12 protein-coding genes are annotated in these 19739 nt (G+C 41.4%); 11 read left to right on the top strand and 1 reads right to left on the bottom strand.

Going from position 1 to position 19739, the window contains the following annotated elements; genetic code table 11:
• The 8 genes from AB5443_RS15175 to AB5443_RS15140 all read left to right on the top strand — a co-directional run.
• Positions 1-863, top strand: an 863-nt coding sequence (locus AB5443_RS15175; protein ID WP_368119617.1) for a RagB/SusD family nutrient uptake outer membrane protein, incomplete at its 5' end; no start/stop codon positions are given.
• 100 nt (positions 864-963) lie between these two features.
• A complete protein-coding gene (locus tag AB5443_RS15170) occupies positions 964-2394 on the top strand; it encodes a glycosyl hydrolase family 28 protein (protein WP_277134321.1) in 1431 nt (476 codons plus the stop codon).
• Between the two features lie 139 nt (positions 2395-2533).
• Positions 2534-5314, top strand: coding sequence for an alpha-L-rhamnosidase (locus AB5443_RS15165; RefSeq protein ID WP_277134323.1), 2781 nt, complete (start codon positions 2534-2536; stop codon positions 5312-5314).
• Between the two features lie 132 nt (positions 5315-5446).
• The gene (locus tag AB5443_RS15160; protein ID WP_277134325.1) at positions 5447-7330 is read left to right on the top strand and encodes a beta-L-arabinofuranosidase domain-containing protein; all 1884 of its coding nucleotides are present in this window, start codon (positions 5447-5449) and stop codon (positions 7328-7330) included.
• A gap of 69 nt (positions 7331-7399) precedes the next feature.
• Positions 7400-9040, top strand: coding sequence for a hypothetical protein (locus tag AB5443_RS15155; protein ID WP_277134327.1), 1641 nt, complete (start codon positions 7400-7402; stop codon positions 9038-9040).
• 201 nt (positions 9041-9241) lie between these two features.
• Positions 9242-11494 carry a glycoside hydrolase family 3 C-terminal domain-containing protein gene (locus AB5443_RS15150; protein WP_277134329.1) on the top strand — a complete coding sequence of 751 codons (2253 nt, stop codon included), beginning with the start codon at positions 9242-9244 and terminating at the stop codon, positions 11492-11494.
• 24 nt (positions 11495-11518) lie between these two features.
• Entirely contained in the window at positions 11519-12820 is a 1302-nt protein-coding gene (locus AB5443_RS15145) for a trehalase family glycosidase (protein WP_073344087.1), read from the top strand.
• A gap of 23 nt (positions 12821-12843) precedes the next feature.
• Positions 12844-15423, top strand: coding sequence for a family 78 glycoside hydrolase catalytic domain (locus AB5443_RS15140; protein WP_277134331.1), 2580 nt, complete (start codon positions 12844-12846; stop codon positions 15421-15423).
• Between the two features lie 88 nt (positions 15424-15511).
• On the opposite strand, the gene AB5443_RS15135 is transcribed toward AB5443_RS15140, so the two are convergent.
• A complete protein-coding gene (locus AB5443_RS15135; protein ID WP_277134332.1) occupies positions 15512-16195 on the bottom strand; it encodes a lipopolysaccharide assembly protein LapB in 684 nt (227 codons plus the stop codon).
• Positions 16196-16306: 111 nt separating this feature from the next.
• Between AB5443_RS15135 and AB5443_RS15130 the strand changes: the two genes are divergently transcribed.
• The 3 genes from AB5443_RS15130 to AB5443_RS15120 all read left to right on the top strand — a co-directional run bounded on the left by AB5443_RS15130 (position 16307) and on the right by AB5443_RS15120 (position 19698).
• On the top strand, positions 16307-17635 hold the full coding sequence (locus AB5443_RS15130) for an MATE family efflux transporter (RefSeq protein ID WP_277134334.1): 1329 nt from the start codon (positions 16307-16309) through the stop codon (positions 17633-17635).
• Between the two features lie 54 nt (positions 17636-17689).
• Entirely contained in the window at positions 17690-18400 is a 711-nt protein-coding gene (gene pyrH / locus AB5443_RS15125) for a UMP kinase (RefSeq protein WP_022140351.1), read from the top strand.
• Positions 18401-18786: 386 nt separating this feature from the next.
• Positions 18787-19698 carry a DMT family transporter gene (locus tag AB5443_RS15120; protein WP_195408567.1) on the top strand — a complete coding sequence of 304 codons (912 nt, stop codon included), beginning with the start codon at positions 18787-18789 and terminating at the stop codon, positions 19696-19698.
• Positions 19699-19739: the final 41 nt, after the last annotated feature.

Genomic DNA, 19739 nt, shown 5'->3' with positions numbered 1-19739 from the left:
TGTATAGTGGTGGTAACTGTTGGGGGTATGATTTTGCCCAATGCCCGAAACCACACGCATGGAATGCAGGGAACAAAGACGCCCCTTACCTTGAAATGGCAGAAGAATTCGAATACACAGACGGAACCCCCGGTACGTTGAACAAACAACAAATCATGAGTAAAACGTGGACTACGGAAGAACTTTGGGGAGATAAAGACCCACGCTTTTTTGCCACCATTTATACGCAAAATACCGACTGGAAGGGCGCAAAAGTCGATTACCATAATGGATTGCTTTTGCCGAATGGACAGACTTTGACCTCAGGATCACACGAGGGTGTGTTAGCACTGGGTACACAAAGTGTAGATAACAGTTTTGGAACTGGTTTTGGTGTAATGAAATATTTGGATGAAAGTAGCAATACCCTTCAAGGCCCTCCCGGTTTTTCAAGTACCGATTATATCGTTTTCAGATATGGAGAGATATTGTTGAACCTGGCTGAAGCAGCTTTTGAACTGAATGAATCAGACGCACTGAGTGCTATTAATGAACTGAGAAGACGTGCCGGTATCAAAGAATTGGAAACCATCGACCGTGAGAAAATACGTCATGAACGAAAAGTAGAGCTAGCTTTCGAAGGACATCGCTATTGGGATGTGAGACGTTGGAGGATAGCTACAGATGTATTGTCGAAAAGCAATTCCGGATTGCGTTATATACAGGTTTATGGTACGAATCCGCCTCAATATAAACTGGAAGTGTTGTATAATATAGATGGAGATAATAGACCTAAATTCTCCGAACATCAATATTATTTCCCAATCACGTTAGGACGTACAGGTAACAATCCTAATTTAGTGGAAAATCCGGGATATAAATAATTGAAAGAATGAATAGAGTACCGGAAGCTCAGGAATACAGTTTCCGGTATCCCAATAAATCTTTAATAATCACGTTAAAAACAATAATCTTTTAATAATCATGTTGAGAACAATAAATCTTTTTTTTAAGTATATACTTATTGTAAGTTGCAGTTTTCATTTTACAAGTTGTCATAGTAAAACAAATGATGAGGCGATTGATAAGCCTTCAGGAGAATGGAAGATAGAAGTGGATGGAACCCCGGTAACGGTTCATCAGGCACGGGTTTCTAAATATCCTCAGAATATGGTATGGGAAGGGTTTCAACGACCTGTTTCTCAAACGGAAATCGCCCATTTTGCCTATTTCGATTATAAAAAGAATGCCGTGGTGAAAATTACTTCACCGAAAAATGTGAAAGAATGTACAATACGTCCTACAGAGTTTGGCATTGTTCCCGTAGTGAAAGAAAATACTATTGAATTTACATTATCAGGTCCTTGCCAGTTCGTCGTCGAATTTGGCGACTACCATGAAGCCTTGCATCTGTTTGCCAATCCGAAAAAATTGACAGTCGAAAGAAGTGCTGATGCGCGTTATTTTGGTCCCGGTACCCATGAAGTCGGCCTTATTACAATGAGAAGTAATGAAATGGTATATATTGACGAAGGAGCAATAGTCTACGGAGCTATTGAAAGTGAGAACACGTCTAATATAAAAATTGTGGGGAAAGGTATTCTCGACTCAAGCCACATGAATTCGGGACATTCCATTTCCTTGAAGGGAGTATCGAATGCTCATATTGAAGGTATTGTTGTGAAAGATCCGGCTCATTGGGCGGTGGTTCCCTATTATTGTAATGGAATCACTTTCGACAATGTTAAGTTGGTAGGCTTTTGGCGATATAATGCTGATGGGATAGATATTGTCAACAGTAGCGATGTAACAATTAAGAATTCTTTTGTCAGAGCGTTTGATGACTGTATTGCAATTAAAGGACAGAAGGCTTGTTATGATAAGCAAAAAGTTATCGAAAATATAACAGTGGATAATTGTGTGCTTTGGAATGACTGGGGAAAAATTATTGAATTTGGAGCCGAAACTGTAGTGGATGTTATTCGCAATGTCAATATTTCGAATTGTTATATTCCTCACTTTACAATGGTTGCATTGGACATGCAGAATGGTGATAGGGGGCACATTGAAAATGTTCATTTTAAAAATATCTCCATTGAAGAAGCGATAAAAGAAAATGCCATGTTAAAAGACGAACCTGTGGATACAGGCTGGTGGGGAAAATCATTTTGTTTAGGAATTACCGGCACCCAATGGTCTCAAGATAATATCCGGGGAAGTATAGATAACGTAAGTTTTCAAAATATTCGTCACATAGGTTCCGGCTGCACCGGAGTCGACTTGTCTGGATATGATGAAGAGCACAAGGTATCCAATATATATATTAAAGATTATTATGTCAATGGTACGAAAATAACCGGAACATCAAATCTTATACGCAAAAACAACTATGTTACTAACGTCACAGTTGAGTAATGAGCAATTCTTTGAGATATGAATTGAAGAACTTGTATACCTGTAAATCCATTGTCTGCCCTATCTATCGTGATAGGGTAGACGATAATGATATTGTAACTGCGAAAAAGAGATTTACCGATATATCGATTGCGATAAAATGAAAAAGAAAATACAGAAAATAGTTTTTATATTCGTTTGGTTTATTACTGCAAGTATGTCGGCAGCTCCCTCATTTTCAGTATATGGACTCATGACAGAGCAGGCAGAAAATCCTATTGGAGTAGAAACCAACGAGCCGTACTTCAGTTGGAAGATACATGCACAAGAACGAAATTTTAAACAAAGTGCTTATCATATCTGTGTTGCAGACTCTCCTGCCAAATTGGAAAACGATGATTGCAATATATGGGATAGTGGTAAAGTATTCTCAGACAATTCGATTTTCAATCAGTTTAAAGGGAAAAAATTACTATCTTCTACAACCTATTATTGGAGAGTAAAAGTCTGGAATGATAAAGTGGAAGAGTCTGCATGGAGTCAAATGCATACTTTTACAACAGGACTACTGAATGAAAGCGATTGGGGTACTTCCCGTTGGATAGCAATGGAAGCAGACGGAGCAAAAATAAAGGGTATTCATTATCAAGATAAAGATGCTTTGCCAACTTCTAAAACAGGTATGTATAAAATGCCCCAATTCCGAAAGGAGTTTCAAATAAAGGAAGGTATACAAAAAGCTTTTGTTTATATTTCAGGAGTAGGACATTTTGATTTGTTTATAAATGGCTCTAAAGTGGGCGACCATTTTTTAGATGCAGGATGGACTTTGTATGACAAGGAGGTCTTCTATGTTTCATTTGATGTAACAGAACTGTTGAATAAACAAGATAATGTTCTTGGAGTTATGCTTGGAAATGGTTTCTACAATGTACCACAAGAACGTTATTTCAAATTATTAGTTTCATACGGTGCTCCCAAACTGAAATTAATACTGAAAGTACTATATGATAACGGTACATCGCAGGAAATCGTTTCGGATAACTCTTGGAAAGTGACCGAAAGCCCTATTACATTCTCCAGCATATATGGCGGTGAAGACTATGATGCTACCAAACAAGAAGTCGGATGGATGAATGCCGGTTTTGATGACAAAAATTGGAAAGATGCTCTTGAAGTGGATTATCATCCTAAAATGGTTTCCCAGCAAATAGAGCCGTTAAAGATAAAAAAAGAAATACCTGTAGTCAGATGTTATAAAAACAGTAAAGGCAACTGGGTGTATGATTTGGGACAGAACTTCTCCGGAATAGTTCGTCTCCGCGTTTCAGGAAAAAGGAATCAGAGTCTTTGCCTTGTTCCGGCCGAATTGCTAAACAAGAACAACACTGCCAATCAGTCAGCTTCCGGGTATCCGTTTTGTTATCATTATAAGCTTCGAGGAAACGATACTATCGAAACCTGGCAACCGCAGTTTACCTATTATGGATTTCGCTATGTGGAAGTAAAGGGGGCTGTTCCGACAGGAGAAAAAAATCCGAAGAATCTTCCTGAGATAATTGAACTTACAGGGTTACATACAAGTTTGTCTGCTCCTCAATCCGGAACTTTCTTTTGTTCCAATCCCCTGTTCAATAAGATACACAACCTCATTGACTGGGCTATGCGTAGCAATATGGCCAGTGTATTGACAGATTGTCCTCACAGAGAAAAATTAGGATGGGTAGAACAGACTTACCTAATGCAGTATTCGTTGCAGTATCGCTATAACATGTCGAGGATGTATAATAAGATTATAAGGGATATGTATCTGTCACAGACCGAGCAAGGAGTGATTCCATCCATTGCACCCGAATATGTAAGATTTAAAGAAGGCTTTGAAGATACGCCAGAATGGGGAAGTGCTTTTATAATATCTTCCTGGTACGCATATTTATGGTATGGCGATGATAGGGCACTGACAAACTATTATCCTATGATGAAAAGATACATGGATTACTTAGCTTCCCGCGCAAACGACAATATCATAGCATATGGATTGGGGGATTGGTTTGACATAGGTCCGGATGTTCCTGGAAATTCCCAGCTGACTTCAAATGGTTTAACCGCAACTGCAACTTATTACTATAACGCTACTATTATGCAAAAAATCGCACGTTTGCTGGCTCAACCGGATGACGTGGAAAAGTATGGAAGATTGGCAGTTGAAATTAAAGAATCATTCAACCGCAGGTTTTTCAATTCTTCCACTAAAACTTATGACCGTAATAGTCAGACTGCAAATTCGATAGTACTATTTATGGGATTAACAGATGAAACATATAAACAATCAATCATTAACAATCTGATTTGCGATATAGAAAAACGGAATTATTCGTTAACTGCGGGTGATATCGGATATAGATATGTATTGCAAGCTTTAGAAACAAACGGTTTGTCAGAGTTGATTTATAAGATGAATTGTAAATACAATGTGCCTGGATATGGTTGGCAGTTGGCACATGGAGCAACAGCACTTACCGAATCATGGCAAGCATTTGGTTTTGTGTCCAACAATCATTTTATGTTAGGACATTTGATGGAGTGGTTATATGGTGGCATAGGAGGAATACGTCAGACAGAACAATCATTGGCATATAAAACAATACTAATTGCTCCTCATGTCGTTGGAGATATAACTACAGCATCGGCTTCTTATGAGTCTCCCTACGGCCGAATATGTAGTGAATGGAAGAAAAAGCAAGAAGGTTTTGAATTGAAAGTTTCTATTCCGGCAAATAGTGAAGCGGTAATAGTCTTGCCTACTGCAAAAATTGAAAATGTTATGGATTATGGAATTTGCCTGAGTTCGGTTGAGGATATTGTTTTCTTAGGAGTCGAACAAAATAGAATAAAAATCAAAGTTGGTTCCGGAGACTATCTGTTTTCAGTAAAAGGATAAAACATAACTTTTTAAATCAGGAAATACATGTCATTTCCATATTGCCATTAAGCAAGGGATATGGCACAATAAAATCACTTTAACTCCACACCCTTTTATGGGGATTGGAGAGAACTTATAACATGAAAGAAAATGAAAAAAATTATTTATATTTTATTTTTTGCTCTTACCGCTATTGTTGCTAACGGGCAGACTAAAAAACTCTTCAGTGGTACAAATAACGAAGGGGGAAGAATCAGTATTAACGGCTATATTGGAGACCGCATCCGGATGTGTATTGACCAAAGAGTGAAAGCACAGAATGCGGATGAACTGGTAGAACCCTTTCGGCATCTGACGGAAGGAAACGGTTGGCAATCAGAATTCTTAGGAAAATGGATGTTAGGAGCTATTGCATCATACGAATACACACGGGATGAGGAGCTTTATCAGAAGATTGTGAATGCAGCCAATCAGTTTATGGAAACACAACACGCCGACGGTTATATCGGTAATTATAAACCGGAAAGTCGACTGACTTGTTGGGATATCTGGGGACGGAAATACACATCTTTGGCATTATTGTCTTACTACAGATTGACCAAAGACAACAATGCATTGATTGCGGTACAGCGCTTAATAGATCTTCTGATAAAAGAACTGGAAGAGAAACAACTCGATATAGCAGAAACCGGATTTTATTACGGAATGCCAAGTTGTTCCATATTGGAGCCGGTTGTTTATTTGTATGAAGCAACAAAGGAACCACGTTATTTGCACTTCGCAAAAGGAATTATAAACAGTATTGAAAAAGAAGGCCATTCGCAATTAATTACCAAAGCGCTAAAGAATATCCCCGTCCATCGTTTTACTTTTCCTAAATCATGGTGGAGTTATGAAAATGGACAGAAAGCTTATGAAATGATGTCATGCTATGAGGGAATGGTTGAATTAGGCAGAATATCTAACGATCCGTTGTATTTGCAGGCAACCGAGAAGACTGTTGCAAACATCATCGCTAATGAAATCAATATAGTCGGTTCGGGAGCAACTTTTGAATGTTGGTATGAAGGAAAGAAAAAACAAACAATACCTACTTACCATACCATGGAGACTTGTGTGACATTTACCTGGATGCAATTGTGTGCACGGCTATTGCAGGAAACGACCAATTCATTGTACGCTGACGAATTTGAACGCACCATGTATAATGCATTGATGTCGTCCATGAAAAATGATGGTACGCAAATATCTAAATATAGTCCGTTAGAAGGACGTAGATGTGAAGGCGAAAAACAATGTGGCATGCAAATCAATTGTTGTAATGCTAATGGTCCGCGTGCGTTTGCCTTAATTCCCCAAACGGCATATATGATAAAGAATGACAAGGTGTACGTAAATCTTTATTTGGATTCAGAGGCGGCATTTTTCATGAATAAAAATGAAATAAAACTTGATATGAAAACTCAATATCCTGTTGATGGACATGTTGAATTGTCAATAAATCCACGTAAAGAAACAGAGTTTACATTAGCATTCCGCATTCCATTATGGGTGGATGATAATTATCAGATTGCCATTAATGGAGAATCACAGCCAAGTGTACGCAAAGGCGGGTATCTTTACTTGCAAAGAAAGTGGAAGAAAGGAGATAAAGTGTCCATTAATTTCAAATTAAAAGCGAAAGTGGAGGAGTATGATCAGCATCAAGCTGTAACCTATGGACCATTGGTGTTCGCCCGTGACAGTCGGTTTATGGATGGATATGTAGATGAATGTGCCATTATTCAACAGAATGAAAAGGGAGAGGTATCGGCTGTGCCACAAGAAACTCGAAAAGATTCCTTTGCATGGGTTACAATGGAGGTGCCAATGATACTTGGTACGGATTTGGAAAATATGGAAAATAAAGCTGTCAAACAGATTAAATTCTGTGATTTTGCTTCTGCCGGGAATGATTGGGCCCCAACCGGACGCTATAGAGTGTGGATTCCTAAAACACTTAATCAGATGTCGGAAGCTTATCGTCAGTATTAAATAGGCTAATATAACATTGGCAGGAATGTATTTTATGAATAATGCTTTAAACAATAATCTTGAAACGCAATGATGAAATTATTTTTTTCAATCACGATTCTATTATTTCTGGCGGTAACCAATGGTACTGCCAAAAATAATCATCCTCCTCGCATTGTAAACATCATCAACTTTATACGTCAATTGGAGCCCAGAGACAATAACATCACAGAAGATGTATTGTATGAAACGGTATGCGAACAGGTGAAACTGTTGAAGAAGTACAATATGAGAGGAACTTTCTTACTGCAATACGATGCATTGATCAATCCTAGTTATCAGTCACTTTTGAAGGAAGAAATGAAAAGAGGAACAGAAGTTGGTGGTTGGTGGGAAATTACTCAACCGCATGTAGAAGCAGTCGGATTGAAATGGAGAGGACGTTATCCATGGGACTGGCATGCAGATGTCGGTTTTGCCGTAGGATATACTCCGGAAGAGAGAGAAAAACTCGTAGATGTGTACATGAATAAATTTAAAGAGATTTTTGGAAAATATCCTGCTTCAATCGGTTCATGGTTTATCGATGCCCATACATTGAGATACATGTATGAAAAATATGGCATTGTGTCATCATGTACATGTAGGGATCAGTATGGAACAGATGGCTATACATTGTGGGGCGGCTATTGGAATCAGGCCTACTATCCCAGTCGCCTCAACGGATATATGCCTGCACAGACGAAAGAAGGACAAATTCCCGTTCCGGTATTCCGCATGTTAGGTAGTGATCCTATTTATCAATATGATATCAGTTTGGGAGAATCTGCACAGGGAGTTATTACGTTGGAACCTGTTTGGGAGGCAGGCAGGAATGAAAAATGGGTGCGCTATTTCTTTAAATCTATTTTTGAAGATCCCTGTATCGGTTTCAACTATACACAAGTTGGTCAGGAAAATTCTTTTACTTGGGCAGGTATAAAGAAAGGATTGGGAGTTCAATTCCCGCTTCTCGATTCATTGGCACAAGCCGGAGATATACAGATTGAGACACTGGAAGAAGCGGGACGTTGGTTTAAAAAGAAATATCCTGTCACTCCTCCTACCTCGGTCACAGCACTCACTGACGCGCAAGACAATGGTAATCGGACTGTATGGTTCAACAGTCGTTTCTACCGTACAAATCTGTTATGGAATGATTATTCCATTCGTTTTAGGGATATCCACTTATTTGATGAACGTATAGAATCGGATTATTTAAAACGACGTGGAACTTCTAACCAGTGTGTGTTCACCACTTGTCCGATTGTTGACGGTTTCTTATGGAGCACCCCCAAAGAGTATGCTGCTATCCGTTTTTACACCATAAAGAACGGAGCAGAAAAGGAAGTGACCATAAAGAATGTAGAAGTGAAGACTGTGAATGACAGCAAGATGCAACTGTGTTGTGTAGCTACCGACCAATCTGTCTATACAATCACCCTGTCCGAGAGAGAGATTAAAATAGAAGGTAAAACATCCAACCCTTGGAAGTTGAAACTCGAAGTTGCCACGGGAAAGACACTGCCACTGAAAGTGAAAGGAAACAATTCGTTGACTGGTGAACTGAAAGGTATTTCATACGGCATTGTCTGTCTGAAAGGTAATGTGAAACAGAGTGGAAATACAGTATCATTAAATCCGGAGAACAATCGTCTGATTATAGATTGTTCATCCCGTGATTTCAAATAAAAAGCAGCAAACTTGTTAAGACATTTTGCTTAAATTTCAATTGGTGTTTGATGATCTACCTATAGGTAAGGACTGATTATCGAAATATTAGTCTTTGCTTATAGGTAGTTCTTTATCACATCAAACGATAATTATCTGTTTTTTTATATGAGCTGTAACTCATATAATTCTATATTAATACTGACTAATCTTTTTATACGTATGAAACAACTGACAATCTTAGCGGAACTATTATTTTTCTGTTTGCAGGCTGCGTTGCCTGCCTTTGCGCAGACGCCAGCGTATCTGGATACGAATAGACCAATCGAAGAGCGTGTAAAAGACGCATTGAGCCGGATGACCCTTGAAGAAAAGGTGAAGATGCTTCATGCACAATCAAAATTCAGTTCGGCAGGCGTACCTCGGCTTGGAATCCCGGAGGTATGGGCTACCGATGGTCCTCACGGTATCCGTCCGGAAGTACTGTGGGATGAATGGGACCAGGCAGAATGGACAAATGACTCTTGTATCGCTTACCCCGCATTGACTTGTCTTGCTGCCACCTGGAATCCGGAAATGTCTCATCTCTACGGAAAAAGTATCGGTGAAGAGGCGCGTTACCGGAAAAAAGACATCTTGTTAGGACCCGGTGTGAACATCTATCGTACTCCTCTGAACGGACGTAATTTTGAATATATGGGTGAAGACCCGTATCTGTCCGCCATGATGGTAGTCCCTTATATCAAAGGAGTACAGGAAAATGGTGTAGCCGCTTGCGTGAAACATTATGCGTTGAATAACCAGGAAACCAATCGAAACACTACGAATATGCACCTGAACGACCGTGCCCTTTATGAGATATACCTGCCTGCTTTCAAGGCTGCCGTTCAGGAAGGCGGAACCTGGTCGATTATGGGCTCCTATAATCTTTATCAAGGACAGCACGCTTGTCATAACAAACGCCTGCTCAAAGACATTCTCCGTGACGAATGGGGCTTCGACGGCGTGGTAGTGTCCGACTGGGGTGGTGTGCATAATACCGAACAAGCCATCTACAACGGACTGGACTTGGAATTCGGTTCGTGGACAAACGGATTGTCTGACGGAACCCGTAATGCTTATGATAATTATTACCTGGCTTTCCCTTACCTGAAACTGATTAAAGAGGGTAAAGTCGGAACAAAAGAGTTGGACGAGAAAGTCAGCAACATCCTTCGTCTAATTTTCCGTACTTCGATGAATCCGCATAAGCCGTTCGGCTCTTTAGGTTCTCCTGAACATGGACAAGCCGGTCGTAAGATAGCTGAAGAAGGAATCGTTCTTTTACAGAACAACAATAACGTGTTGCCTATTGACTTGAACAAAGCGAAAAAAATAGCCGTTATCGGTGAAAATGCAATCAAGATGATGACAGTGGGCGGTGGTAGTTCTTCCTTGAAAGTGAAGTACGAGATTTCTCCGTTGGACGGTTTAAAAGCACGTGCCGGCTCACAGGCAGAGATTGTATATGCCCGTGGATATGTAGGCGACCCGACAGGTGAATATAACGGTGTGAAAACCGGGCAGAACCTAAAAGATGACCGCTCGGAAGATGAACTTCTCGCTGAGGCTCTGCAAGTGGCTAAGGACGCGGATTATGTTATTTTCTTCGGTGGGCTAAATAAGAGTGAGGGACAAGATTGTGAAGGTTCAGACCGTATTTCTTTGGGATTGCCATATGCGCAAGACAGAGTAATCCGCGAATTGGCTCAGATTAATAAGAATTTGATTTTTGTCAATATTTCCGGCAATGCTGTAGCTATGCCTTGGGTGAACGAAGTTCCCGCCATTGTTCAAGGCTGGTTCTTAGGTTCGGAAGCCGGAACGGCCCTCGCTTCTGTATTAATCGGAGATATTAATCCTTCCGGTAAGTTACCTTTTACTTTTCCCGTAAAATTGGATGATGTAGGTGCTCATAAATTAGGCGAATATCCAGGCAATAAAGAAGAATTGGTAACCAAGCATCAAGGGGACACAATAAACGAAACTTACCATGAAGGCATCTTTGTAGGTTACCGTTGGGCAGATAAAGAAAAAATCAAGCCATTGTTTCCGTTTGGACACGGATTAAGCTACACCACTTTTACTTATAGCAAACCTGCTGCGGACAAGAAAACAATGACCGCCGATGATACGATTTCGTTTACCGTCAACATAAAAAATACAGGAACCTATGAAGGTCAGGAAATTGTTCAGCTTTATATCAGCGATAAAAAATCTTCCCTGCCGCGTCCGTTGAAGGAGCTGAAAGCTTTCCAGAAAGTTAAATTGGCTCCGGGAGAAGAGAAAACGGTAACACTGACGATTGATAAAAAAGCGTTGAGTTTCTTTGATGATGCAAGACATGAATGGGTAGCCGAACCCGGCAAGTTTGAAGCGATGATTGGGAGTTCCTCCCGGAATATCAAGGGAACAATAGTGTTTGAGTTAAAATAAAACATTATTAAAATACAATATACTATGCGTCAATTATTAACCGCAATATTTATTTTCATATTTTCTCTCTTTATAAATGCCCAACAGCAATCGCTTGAAGACATACGAAATGTACGTTTATTCATTAAAGAACATATGGGACATACTGTAAAAGAGTGTAAAAAGGATACATTGGGATATATTGCTTTGCCAAAACCTTATAGTGTTCCAAGTTTGAGCGGTGCATTTCAGCAAGATATGTATTATTGGGATACATATTTTACAAATATAGGGTTGATATCGGATGATGACTTTGAGCAGGCATTGAATAATGTAGATAACATCCTTTACTTAATAGATAAGTTTGGATTTATGCCTAATGGATCTAATGTTTCATATTTGAATCGTTCACAACCACCATTTGCCAGTATGATGGTTCGGGATATTTACGAAAAGAGCAGGGATAAAATATGGTTGGAATCTGCCTGTAGAATATTAGAAAAAGAGTACACATTCTGGATGACTCAACGAATTACACCTACGGGACTGAACCGATATTCGAACAGTGCAACAAGAGATGAACTAGTTTCATTTTATGAATATATGAGAACACGTTTCACTGACTTGCCTGTTTTAACAGATTCTTTGAAGTTATTGAAACAATCTTCTCATTTAATTGCAGAAGCGGAGTCCGGTTGGGATTTTTCCCCTCGTTTTGATTTTCGTTGTGAAGATTTTAATCCTGTGGATTTAAATGCAAATCTCTATTTATATGAACAGAATTTTGCTTTTTTCTATAAAGAATTGAAAAAGAAAGGTTCAAACAAATGGTTGGATGCAGCCCAAAAAAGGAAAAATCTGTTGAATAAATATTGTTACAACTCTCAAGACGGCTGTTTTTATGATTATGACTTTATAAATAATCGACTAAGCCCTATATATTCTGCGGCTGTTTTTAATTTACTTTGGGCAGAGGTCTTAACCAAACATCAAGCTAAGAATGTGGTTGTTCATCTTCAAAGATTAGAATATCCTTGGGGCATTGTCGCTTGCGAACAAGGAAAACGCAAGAGAACCTATCAGTGGGATTTTCCTAATGCATGGGCGAGTTTTAATCTTTTATCAATAAATGGTCTGGACCGCTATGGATTTAAAAAAGAAGCTCGTCGCATAGCTCAGAAATATGTTAGTAGTATTGTTAAGATTTACCAATCTTCAGGTAATCTATGGGAGAAATATAACGCTGAATTAGGAAATTTGGAAGTGAATAATGAATACGAAATGCCTCCATTTATGGGGTGGACAGCCGGTGCTTTTATCTACGCATCTGATTATCTGATTAAATAAGAAAAATAAAAACACATATAAGTATGAAAATGAATTTTCATTATTTTGCGGATATTATTCCGATAATAATTTTCGTGTTGTTCTCAAATAGTGGACTGATAAACGCAACCGAAGTCGGGAAACGTACTGACGCATTAGAAGCGTCGGCCTGGAACGAATCCAAATGGATTTCCGCAACAGACGCCCCCGTGGCGAAAGGACACAACAACGGTCTCGCGGCCGATGGCGCGACCTGGTTCGTGTCCACTGTAAAAAACGTACAGGAAGTCATCTCCGCCAAGTGGATGACCACCGGACTGGGAATTTACGAGTTGTATGTGAATGGGAAACCCGTAGGCGGGGAATTCCTGAAACCGGGCTTCACACACTATGCCAAGACCAAACGTTCTTTCACCTATGACATTACAGACATCATTCGTACCAAGCCAAACGCCGAGAACAGACTTTCCGCACAGGTGACGCCGGGATGGTGGGGTGACAAAATCATAACCCCCGGAGGACATGACGGCATGATAGGCAAGAAATGTGCCTTTCGCGGTGTACTGGAACTGACTTTTTCTGACGGAACCAAGAAGCGCTACGGTACTGACCTCAAAAACTGGAAAGCCGGAATTGCCGGCCCGGTGAAACATGCCGGCATCTTTGATGGAGAAACGTACGATGCACGCGAACCGATGGGCTACGAATGTGCGGACAAACTCTCCGTACCCGAAGAGAATACCGAATTCTCCGGCGACATTCTGCCTTCGGACGGAGCGGAAGTCTATCTACGTACCGACCTCACCCTTGCTCCTGTCAGAGCATACGTTTGGAAGAATGTAGAGGGAGCGAAGGAGCATGAGTTCGGTAAGGTAATTATTGCCCGTGAGTTCGCATTAGATACAGAGATGACCGTAAGTCCGGGAGAGACGTTAGTGGTAGACTTCGGACAAAATTGTGCCGGCATCCCCTCTTTCGTATTCAAAGCTGCCGAGGGAACAGTGCTGACCTGCCTTCCCGCAGAGTTGCTCAATGACGGTAATGGTGCCAAGATTCGTGGCATGGACGGTCCGGAAGGAAGCTGTCACCGCGAAAACCTGCGCTTCCCTTACGGCGTCCGTCTGGACTACACTTTTGCTGCCGGAAATAGCTATGTGACCTACTACCCTCATTGCACCTTCTTCGGCTACCGCTACGTCTCCATAATTGCCACCGGGAATGTCGCCATCAAGTCGCTGAAGTCCATCCCAGTCACTTCCATCACAAAGAAAATGGAGGTCGGCACTATATCCACAGGCAACGAGCTTGTGAACAAGCTCATCTCCAACACTTATTGGGGGCAGCTATCCAACTACCTGTCCATACCCACCGACTGCCCGCAACGCGACGAGCGTCTGGGCTGGACAGCAGACACACAAGTGTTTGCAGAAACAGGAACGTTCTTTGCCAACACCATGAAGTTCTTCCACAAGTGGATGCGTGACATGCGCGACACACAGAACAGTTTGGGCGGATTCCCCGGAGTGGCCCCCTTGGCACAATACGGTGACGAGAAAATGCGTTTCGGTTGGGCTGATGCCGGAATCATCGTGCCTTGGACGGTATGGAAACAATTCGATGACACGCAAATCATCGAGGAGAACTGGAATGCCATGGACTTGTTTATGAACCACATCAACGACACTAAGTATAACCACGAGGCCCTCTGTAACGAGAACGGTAACTATCAATGGGCCGACTGGCTGAGCTACGAACCTCTGGAAAGCTGGAGCGGACTGGCTTTCTCTCCCCAAGGTCCGCTTCCTGATGCTATCAGCTACTGGAACTATTTGAGTGCTTCCTACTGGATGACAGATGCTTTCATGATGCGGGACATGGCTGCCGCCATCGGTCGTGATGCCGCCAAATACCAGCAAATGGCTGATTCGGCAAAGGCATACATCAAAGAGAACTTCCTCAATGAAGACGGTACCTTCAAAACCGCCATCCTCAACACCATGCAGACACCTGCTTTGTTCGCCCTAAAGAACCAGCTTGTGGAAGGTGAAGCCAAAGCGAAGATGATAGACCGTCTGCGCGAAAACTTCGCACAGCACGACCTTTGCTTACAGACCGGATTCTTAGGCACATCCATCCTCATGGCCACCCTCACGGAGAATGGCATGGAAGACATTGCCTATGAACTCCTCTTCCAACGTAAGAATCCAAGCTGGCTGTACTCTGTGGACAACGGAGCCACCACCATCTGGGAACGGTGGAACAGCTATATGATAGACAAGGGAATGGGACCGAGCGGCATGAACAGCTTCAATCATTATGCCTACGGATGCGTATGTGAATGGATTTGGGAAACCGTTGCCGGCATCGCAGCTGATCTTGCCACCCCCGGCTTCAAACATATCATTATGAAGCCCATTCCAGACAAGCGGTTAGGACACGTGACTGCCGAATACCGTTCCGCCGCCGGACTCATCAAGAGTGCCTGGAAATACGAAGGAGACGCCTGGATTTGGGAATTTACCATCCCTAAAGGTGCCACCGCTACCGTAACTCTTCCCGGAGAGATGAAATCAAAGAACTATGGAAGTGGAACTTACAAGGTGACCAAAAAGTTTTTCATGTAAGAATTTGATAGTAAAAAGATGTATCCACAAGGCTACGTCACTGCCAGACGGTCAAATTCACACATACCGAATATATACGGTGAATCGCTTAGCGATTCACCTCTTTTTCTATTCTCAATATCTTATCCAACGTTTTTTGAGCCTCTGTCGACGGAAACCTCAATACAACCTTCCGCAAGGAGTTCCGTGCCTTTTCGTATCCCGTAGCAAACACTTTCGACAATCCATCCCGATAACGGGCATATTGCATTTTCGTTGGCGACGATATTTTCTTATAGTCAGTTTCCAACTGCTTCTTTTCCCGTTCAGCCATCAAATAATAGTAATTCCCTAAAAAGATATTGGCAGCCAAGTTGTCCGCATCCAATTGCAATATCTTCTCATACATGCGCAGAGCATCTTTTTCTTGTCCTCGATAAACTTGCATTTCGGCACAGGGTTCGAGATAGTCTACATTATTGGGAGCCTTTTGAAGTAACTCTTTATAGAACAGATAAGCCTTGTCATAATTCCGCTTCTTCTTATAGGCAATCGCCAGTTCATTCGCCAGATTCACGCTAATTTCACTGCTTTTGTCCACACTCGTCCAATAGTACATTTCCGTGCGGTCAATATTCAGACTGATCGTCTGCCGGAAATAACTCACAGCCTGCCCGTTCTGCCCGGTTTCGATAGCGGCAGACACTTTCTGCAACATCTCATCGACCGACTGCGCATTCAGCATCAGCGGCAACGAAAACAAAGATAAAAAGAAGATAGTTAAGGCTCTCATAATCCAATATTTGCTATTTAGTTCGTGGCACACAAAGATACAATAAAAAAATAAAAAATGTACCTTTGCGCATAAAAAGAACAATCAATTTGATAAAAGTGTTTCTATAGAATGATAGATAAAAAACAAACCTCTGAAAACAGACGAATATTACAGATTGCCATACCATCGATTATATCCAATATAACCGTTCCGTTACTGGGACTTATTGATGTCACTATCGTAGGTCACCTCGGTTCTCCGGCTTATATCGGAGCCATTGCCGTAGGGGGAATGTTGTTCAATATTATCTATTGGATTTTCGGCTTCCTGCGCATGGGAACCAGTGGCATGACTTCGCAGGCTTACGGTCAGCATGATCTAAATGAAATCACCCGACTGCTATTACGCTCTGTCGGCGTGGGATTATTAATCGCCTTCTGTCTGCTGATACTCCAATATCCTATCCTGAAACTGGCATTTACATTTATACAAACGACACCGGAAGTCGAGCAACTGGCAACGACCTATTTCTACATCTGCATTTGGGGAGCTCCAGCCACATTAGGCCTTTATGGATTTGCAGGCTGGTTCATCGGAATGCAGAATTCACGTTTCCCGATGTATATCGCTATCACGCAAAACATTGTCAATATTGCAGCCAGTCTCTGTTTTGTCTATTTATTGGATATGGAAGTGGCAGGTGTGGCTATGGGAACCCTCATCGCCCAGTATGCAGGTTTCTTCATGGCTATTCTGTTATACATACGCTACTATCATACGCTTAGAAAACGAATTGTATGGAAAGATATTTGGCAGAAGAAGGCTATGTATCGTTTCTTTCAGGTAAACCGTGACATCTTTTTCCGTACGCTTTGCCTTGTCATAGTCACCATGTTCTTCACTTCAGCCGGAGCTGCACAAGGAGAAGTTGTTTTAGCGGTCAATACTTTGCTGATGCAATTATTTACTCTCTTTTCCTATATCATGGATGGCTTTGCCTATGCCGGCGAAGCATTGGCAGGACGTTATATAGGAGCTAAAAACCAAACAGGCCTGCGCAGCACAGTGCGTCACCTCTTCTATTGGGGATTTGGACTTTCGTTGGTATTCACTATTTTATATTCAGTTGGTGGAAAAGAATTCCTGGGATTGCTGACTAACGATGCGTCAGTAATCAATGCGTCGGATTCCTATTTCTATTGGGCACTTATCATTCCGTTAGCCGGTTTTTCTGCTTTCTTGTGGGATGGAGTATTTATCGGTGCCACCGCTACCCGTCAGATGCTTTACTCTATGTTAATTGCTTCCGCCAGCTTTTTCGAGATATATTATGCATTTCATTCCCTTTTGGGAAATCATGCTTTATGGTTGGCGTTTCTGGTTTATCTTTCATTGAGAGGAATTGTACAAACCTTCCTGGGAAGACAAATCATGAAAAAAGTAATTGTATCTCAATAAGGCTATCTGACAAATTATCTCTATATTTGCGGCAAACAATAAAAAGCAAAAGATATGGCAAAGTATAAAAGAATCTTACTAAAGCTCAGTGGAGAGAGCCTGATGGGCGAAAAAAAATATGGCATTGACGAGAAAAGATTAGCAGAATATGCAGAGCAAATCAAAGAAATCCACGGACAAGGCGTACAGATAGGTATCGTTATCGGTGGTGGAAATATCTTCCGTGGATTGAGTGGAGCCAATAAAGGTTTCGACCGTGTGAAAGGTGACCAGATGGGGATGCTGGCAACTGTCATCAACAGCTTGGCATTGAGTTCGGCATTAGTAGCAGCCGGAGTGAAAGCCCGTGTGCTTACAGCAGTCCGCATGGAGCCTATCGGAGAATTCTACAGCAAGTGGAAAGCTATCGAACATATGGAGAACGGTGAGGTTGTCATCATGTCCGCAGGAACGGGAAATCCTTTCTTTACTACCGATACAGGTTCTTCATTGAGAGGAATCGAAATCGAAGCAGATGTAATGCTGAAAGGCACCCGTGTAGACGGCATTTATACTGCCGACCCTGAAAAAGACCCGACTGCAACCAAATTCAACGACATCACATACGATGAAGTACTGAAACGTGGATTGAAAGTAATGGACTTGACTGCTACCTGTATGTGCAAAGAAAACAACCTGCCTATCGTCGTATTTGACATGGACACGGTAGGTAATCTTAAAAAAGTAATCAACGGCGAAGAAATCGGTACAATCGTACACAACTAATCGGCTTCTTCAATACATCTATAACAAGGCAGAGAATCTCGTTTAGGGGATATTCTTTGCCTTGTTTCGTATGAAATTATCTCCTACGCTCCTAAAAGTTACCCATCCGACTGCACTCAATTAATCCTCGAACTGCATAATTTAATTCGTCTGCCTATAGTGTTTCTTTCGTTTGCCTATAGCCGGACGCAAGTTTGCCTATAGACGGATGAAAGTTCGCCTATAGGCAAACAAATTAAATTATGCATAAACGAAATTAGTTCCATGCAGGCGGAAGATTAGTTTTTTAGCATACGAAAGATTAAATTATACTATCAACGGGGTAAACGCTTGTTTATCATGTACGAACTGCGTACTTTTGCACGCCATTTAAAAAACTTAAAACGATGAATAGCAAAACCAAAGGTTTTATCTATGGAGCGATTGCCGCCGCAAGTTACGGTATGAATCCTCTTTTTACGCTCCCGCTCTATGCAGCAGGCATGAGTGTCGATACGGTCTTATTTTACCGTTACTTTTTTGCTGTCATTGTATTAGGGATACTGATGAAGATGCAACATCAATCTTTCTCTCTTCAGAAAGCAGATATTCTGCCGTTGGTTATTATGGGATTGTTATTCTCGTTTTCTTCCTTACTCCTTTTTATGAGCTACAACTACATGGACGCAGGAATTGCATCTACGATTCTATTCGTCTATCCGGTGATGGTAGCGGTTATTATGGGAGCGTTTTTCAAAGAAAAGATTTCCGCGATTACCGTCTTCTCCATCCTGCTGGCACTTTCGGGCATCGCTCTGCTGTACCAAGGAGACGGTAGTAAACCGTTATCAACCATAGGAATCGTCTTTGTCCTGCTGTCTTCACTCTCCTACGCCATATATATAGTAGGTGTGAACCGTTCGGCACTGAAAAACCTGCCGACAACGAAACTTACGTTTTACGCTATCCTGTTCGGGCTTTCCGTTTATATCGTCCGCCTGAACTTTTGTACGGAACTGCAAGTTATTCCATCCGCCTGGCTTTGGGCGGACGTACTGGCACTAGCTATTCTGCCTACTGCCGTATCACTGGTCTGTACAGCCCTGGCCATCCATTACATAGGCTCCACACCAACGGCTATCTTAGGAGCTTTGGAACCTGTGACAGCTTTGTTTTTCGGAGTTCTTCTGTTTCACGAAAAACTTACGCCCCGGTTAATGACAGGCATTTTAATGATAATCACCGCTGTTACCCTGATTATCATAGGGAAGTCGCTTATAAAAAAGATGGGAATGCTGTTGCAGATGAACAAAAAATAATATACTTTTGCTAATTAATCAATCGAATAGCAACTTTAATT

The sequence above is a fragment of the Bacteroides sp. RTP21281st1_H5_RTP21281_210402 genome (assembly GCF_040918965.1).
Lineage (GTDB): Bacteria > Bacteroidota > Bacteroidia > Bacteroidales > Bacteroidaceae > Bacteroides > Bacteroides congonensis.
This window is presented reverse-complemented; position numbering and strand designations above follow the sequence as displayed.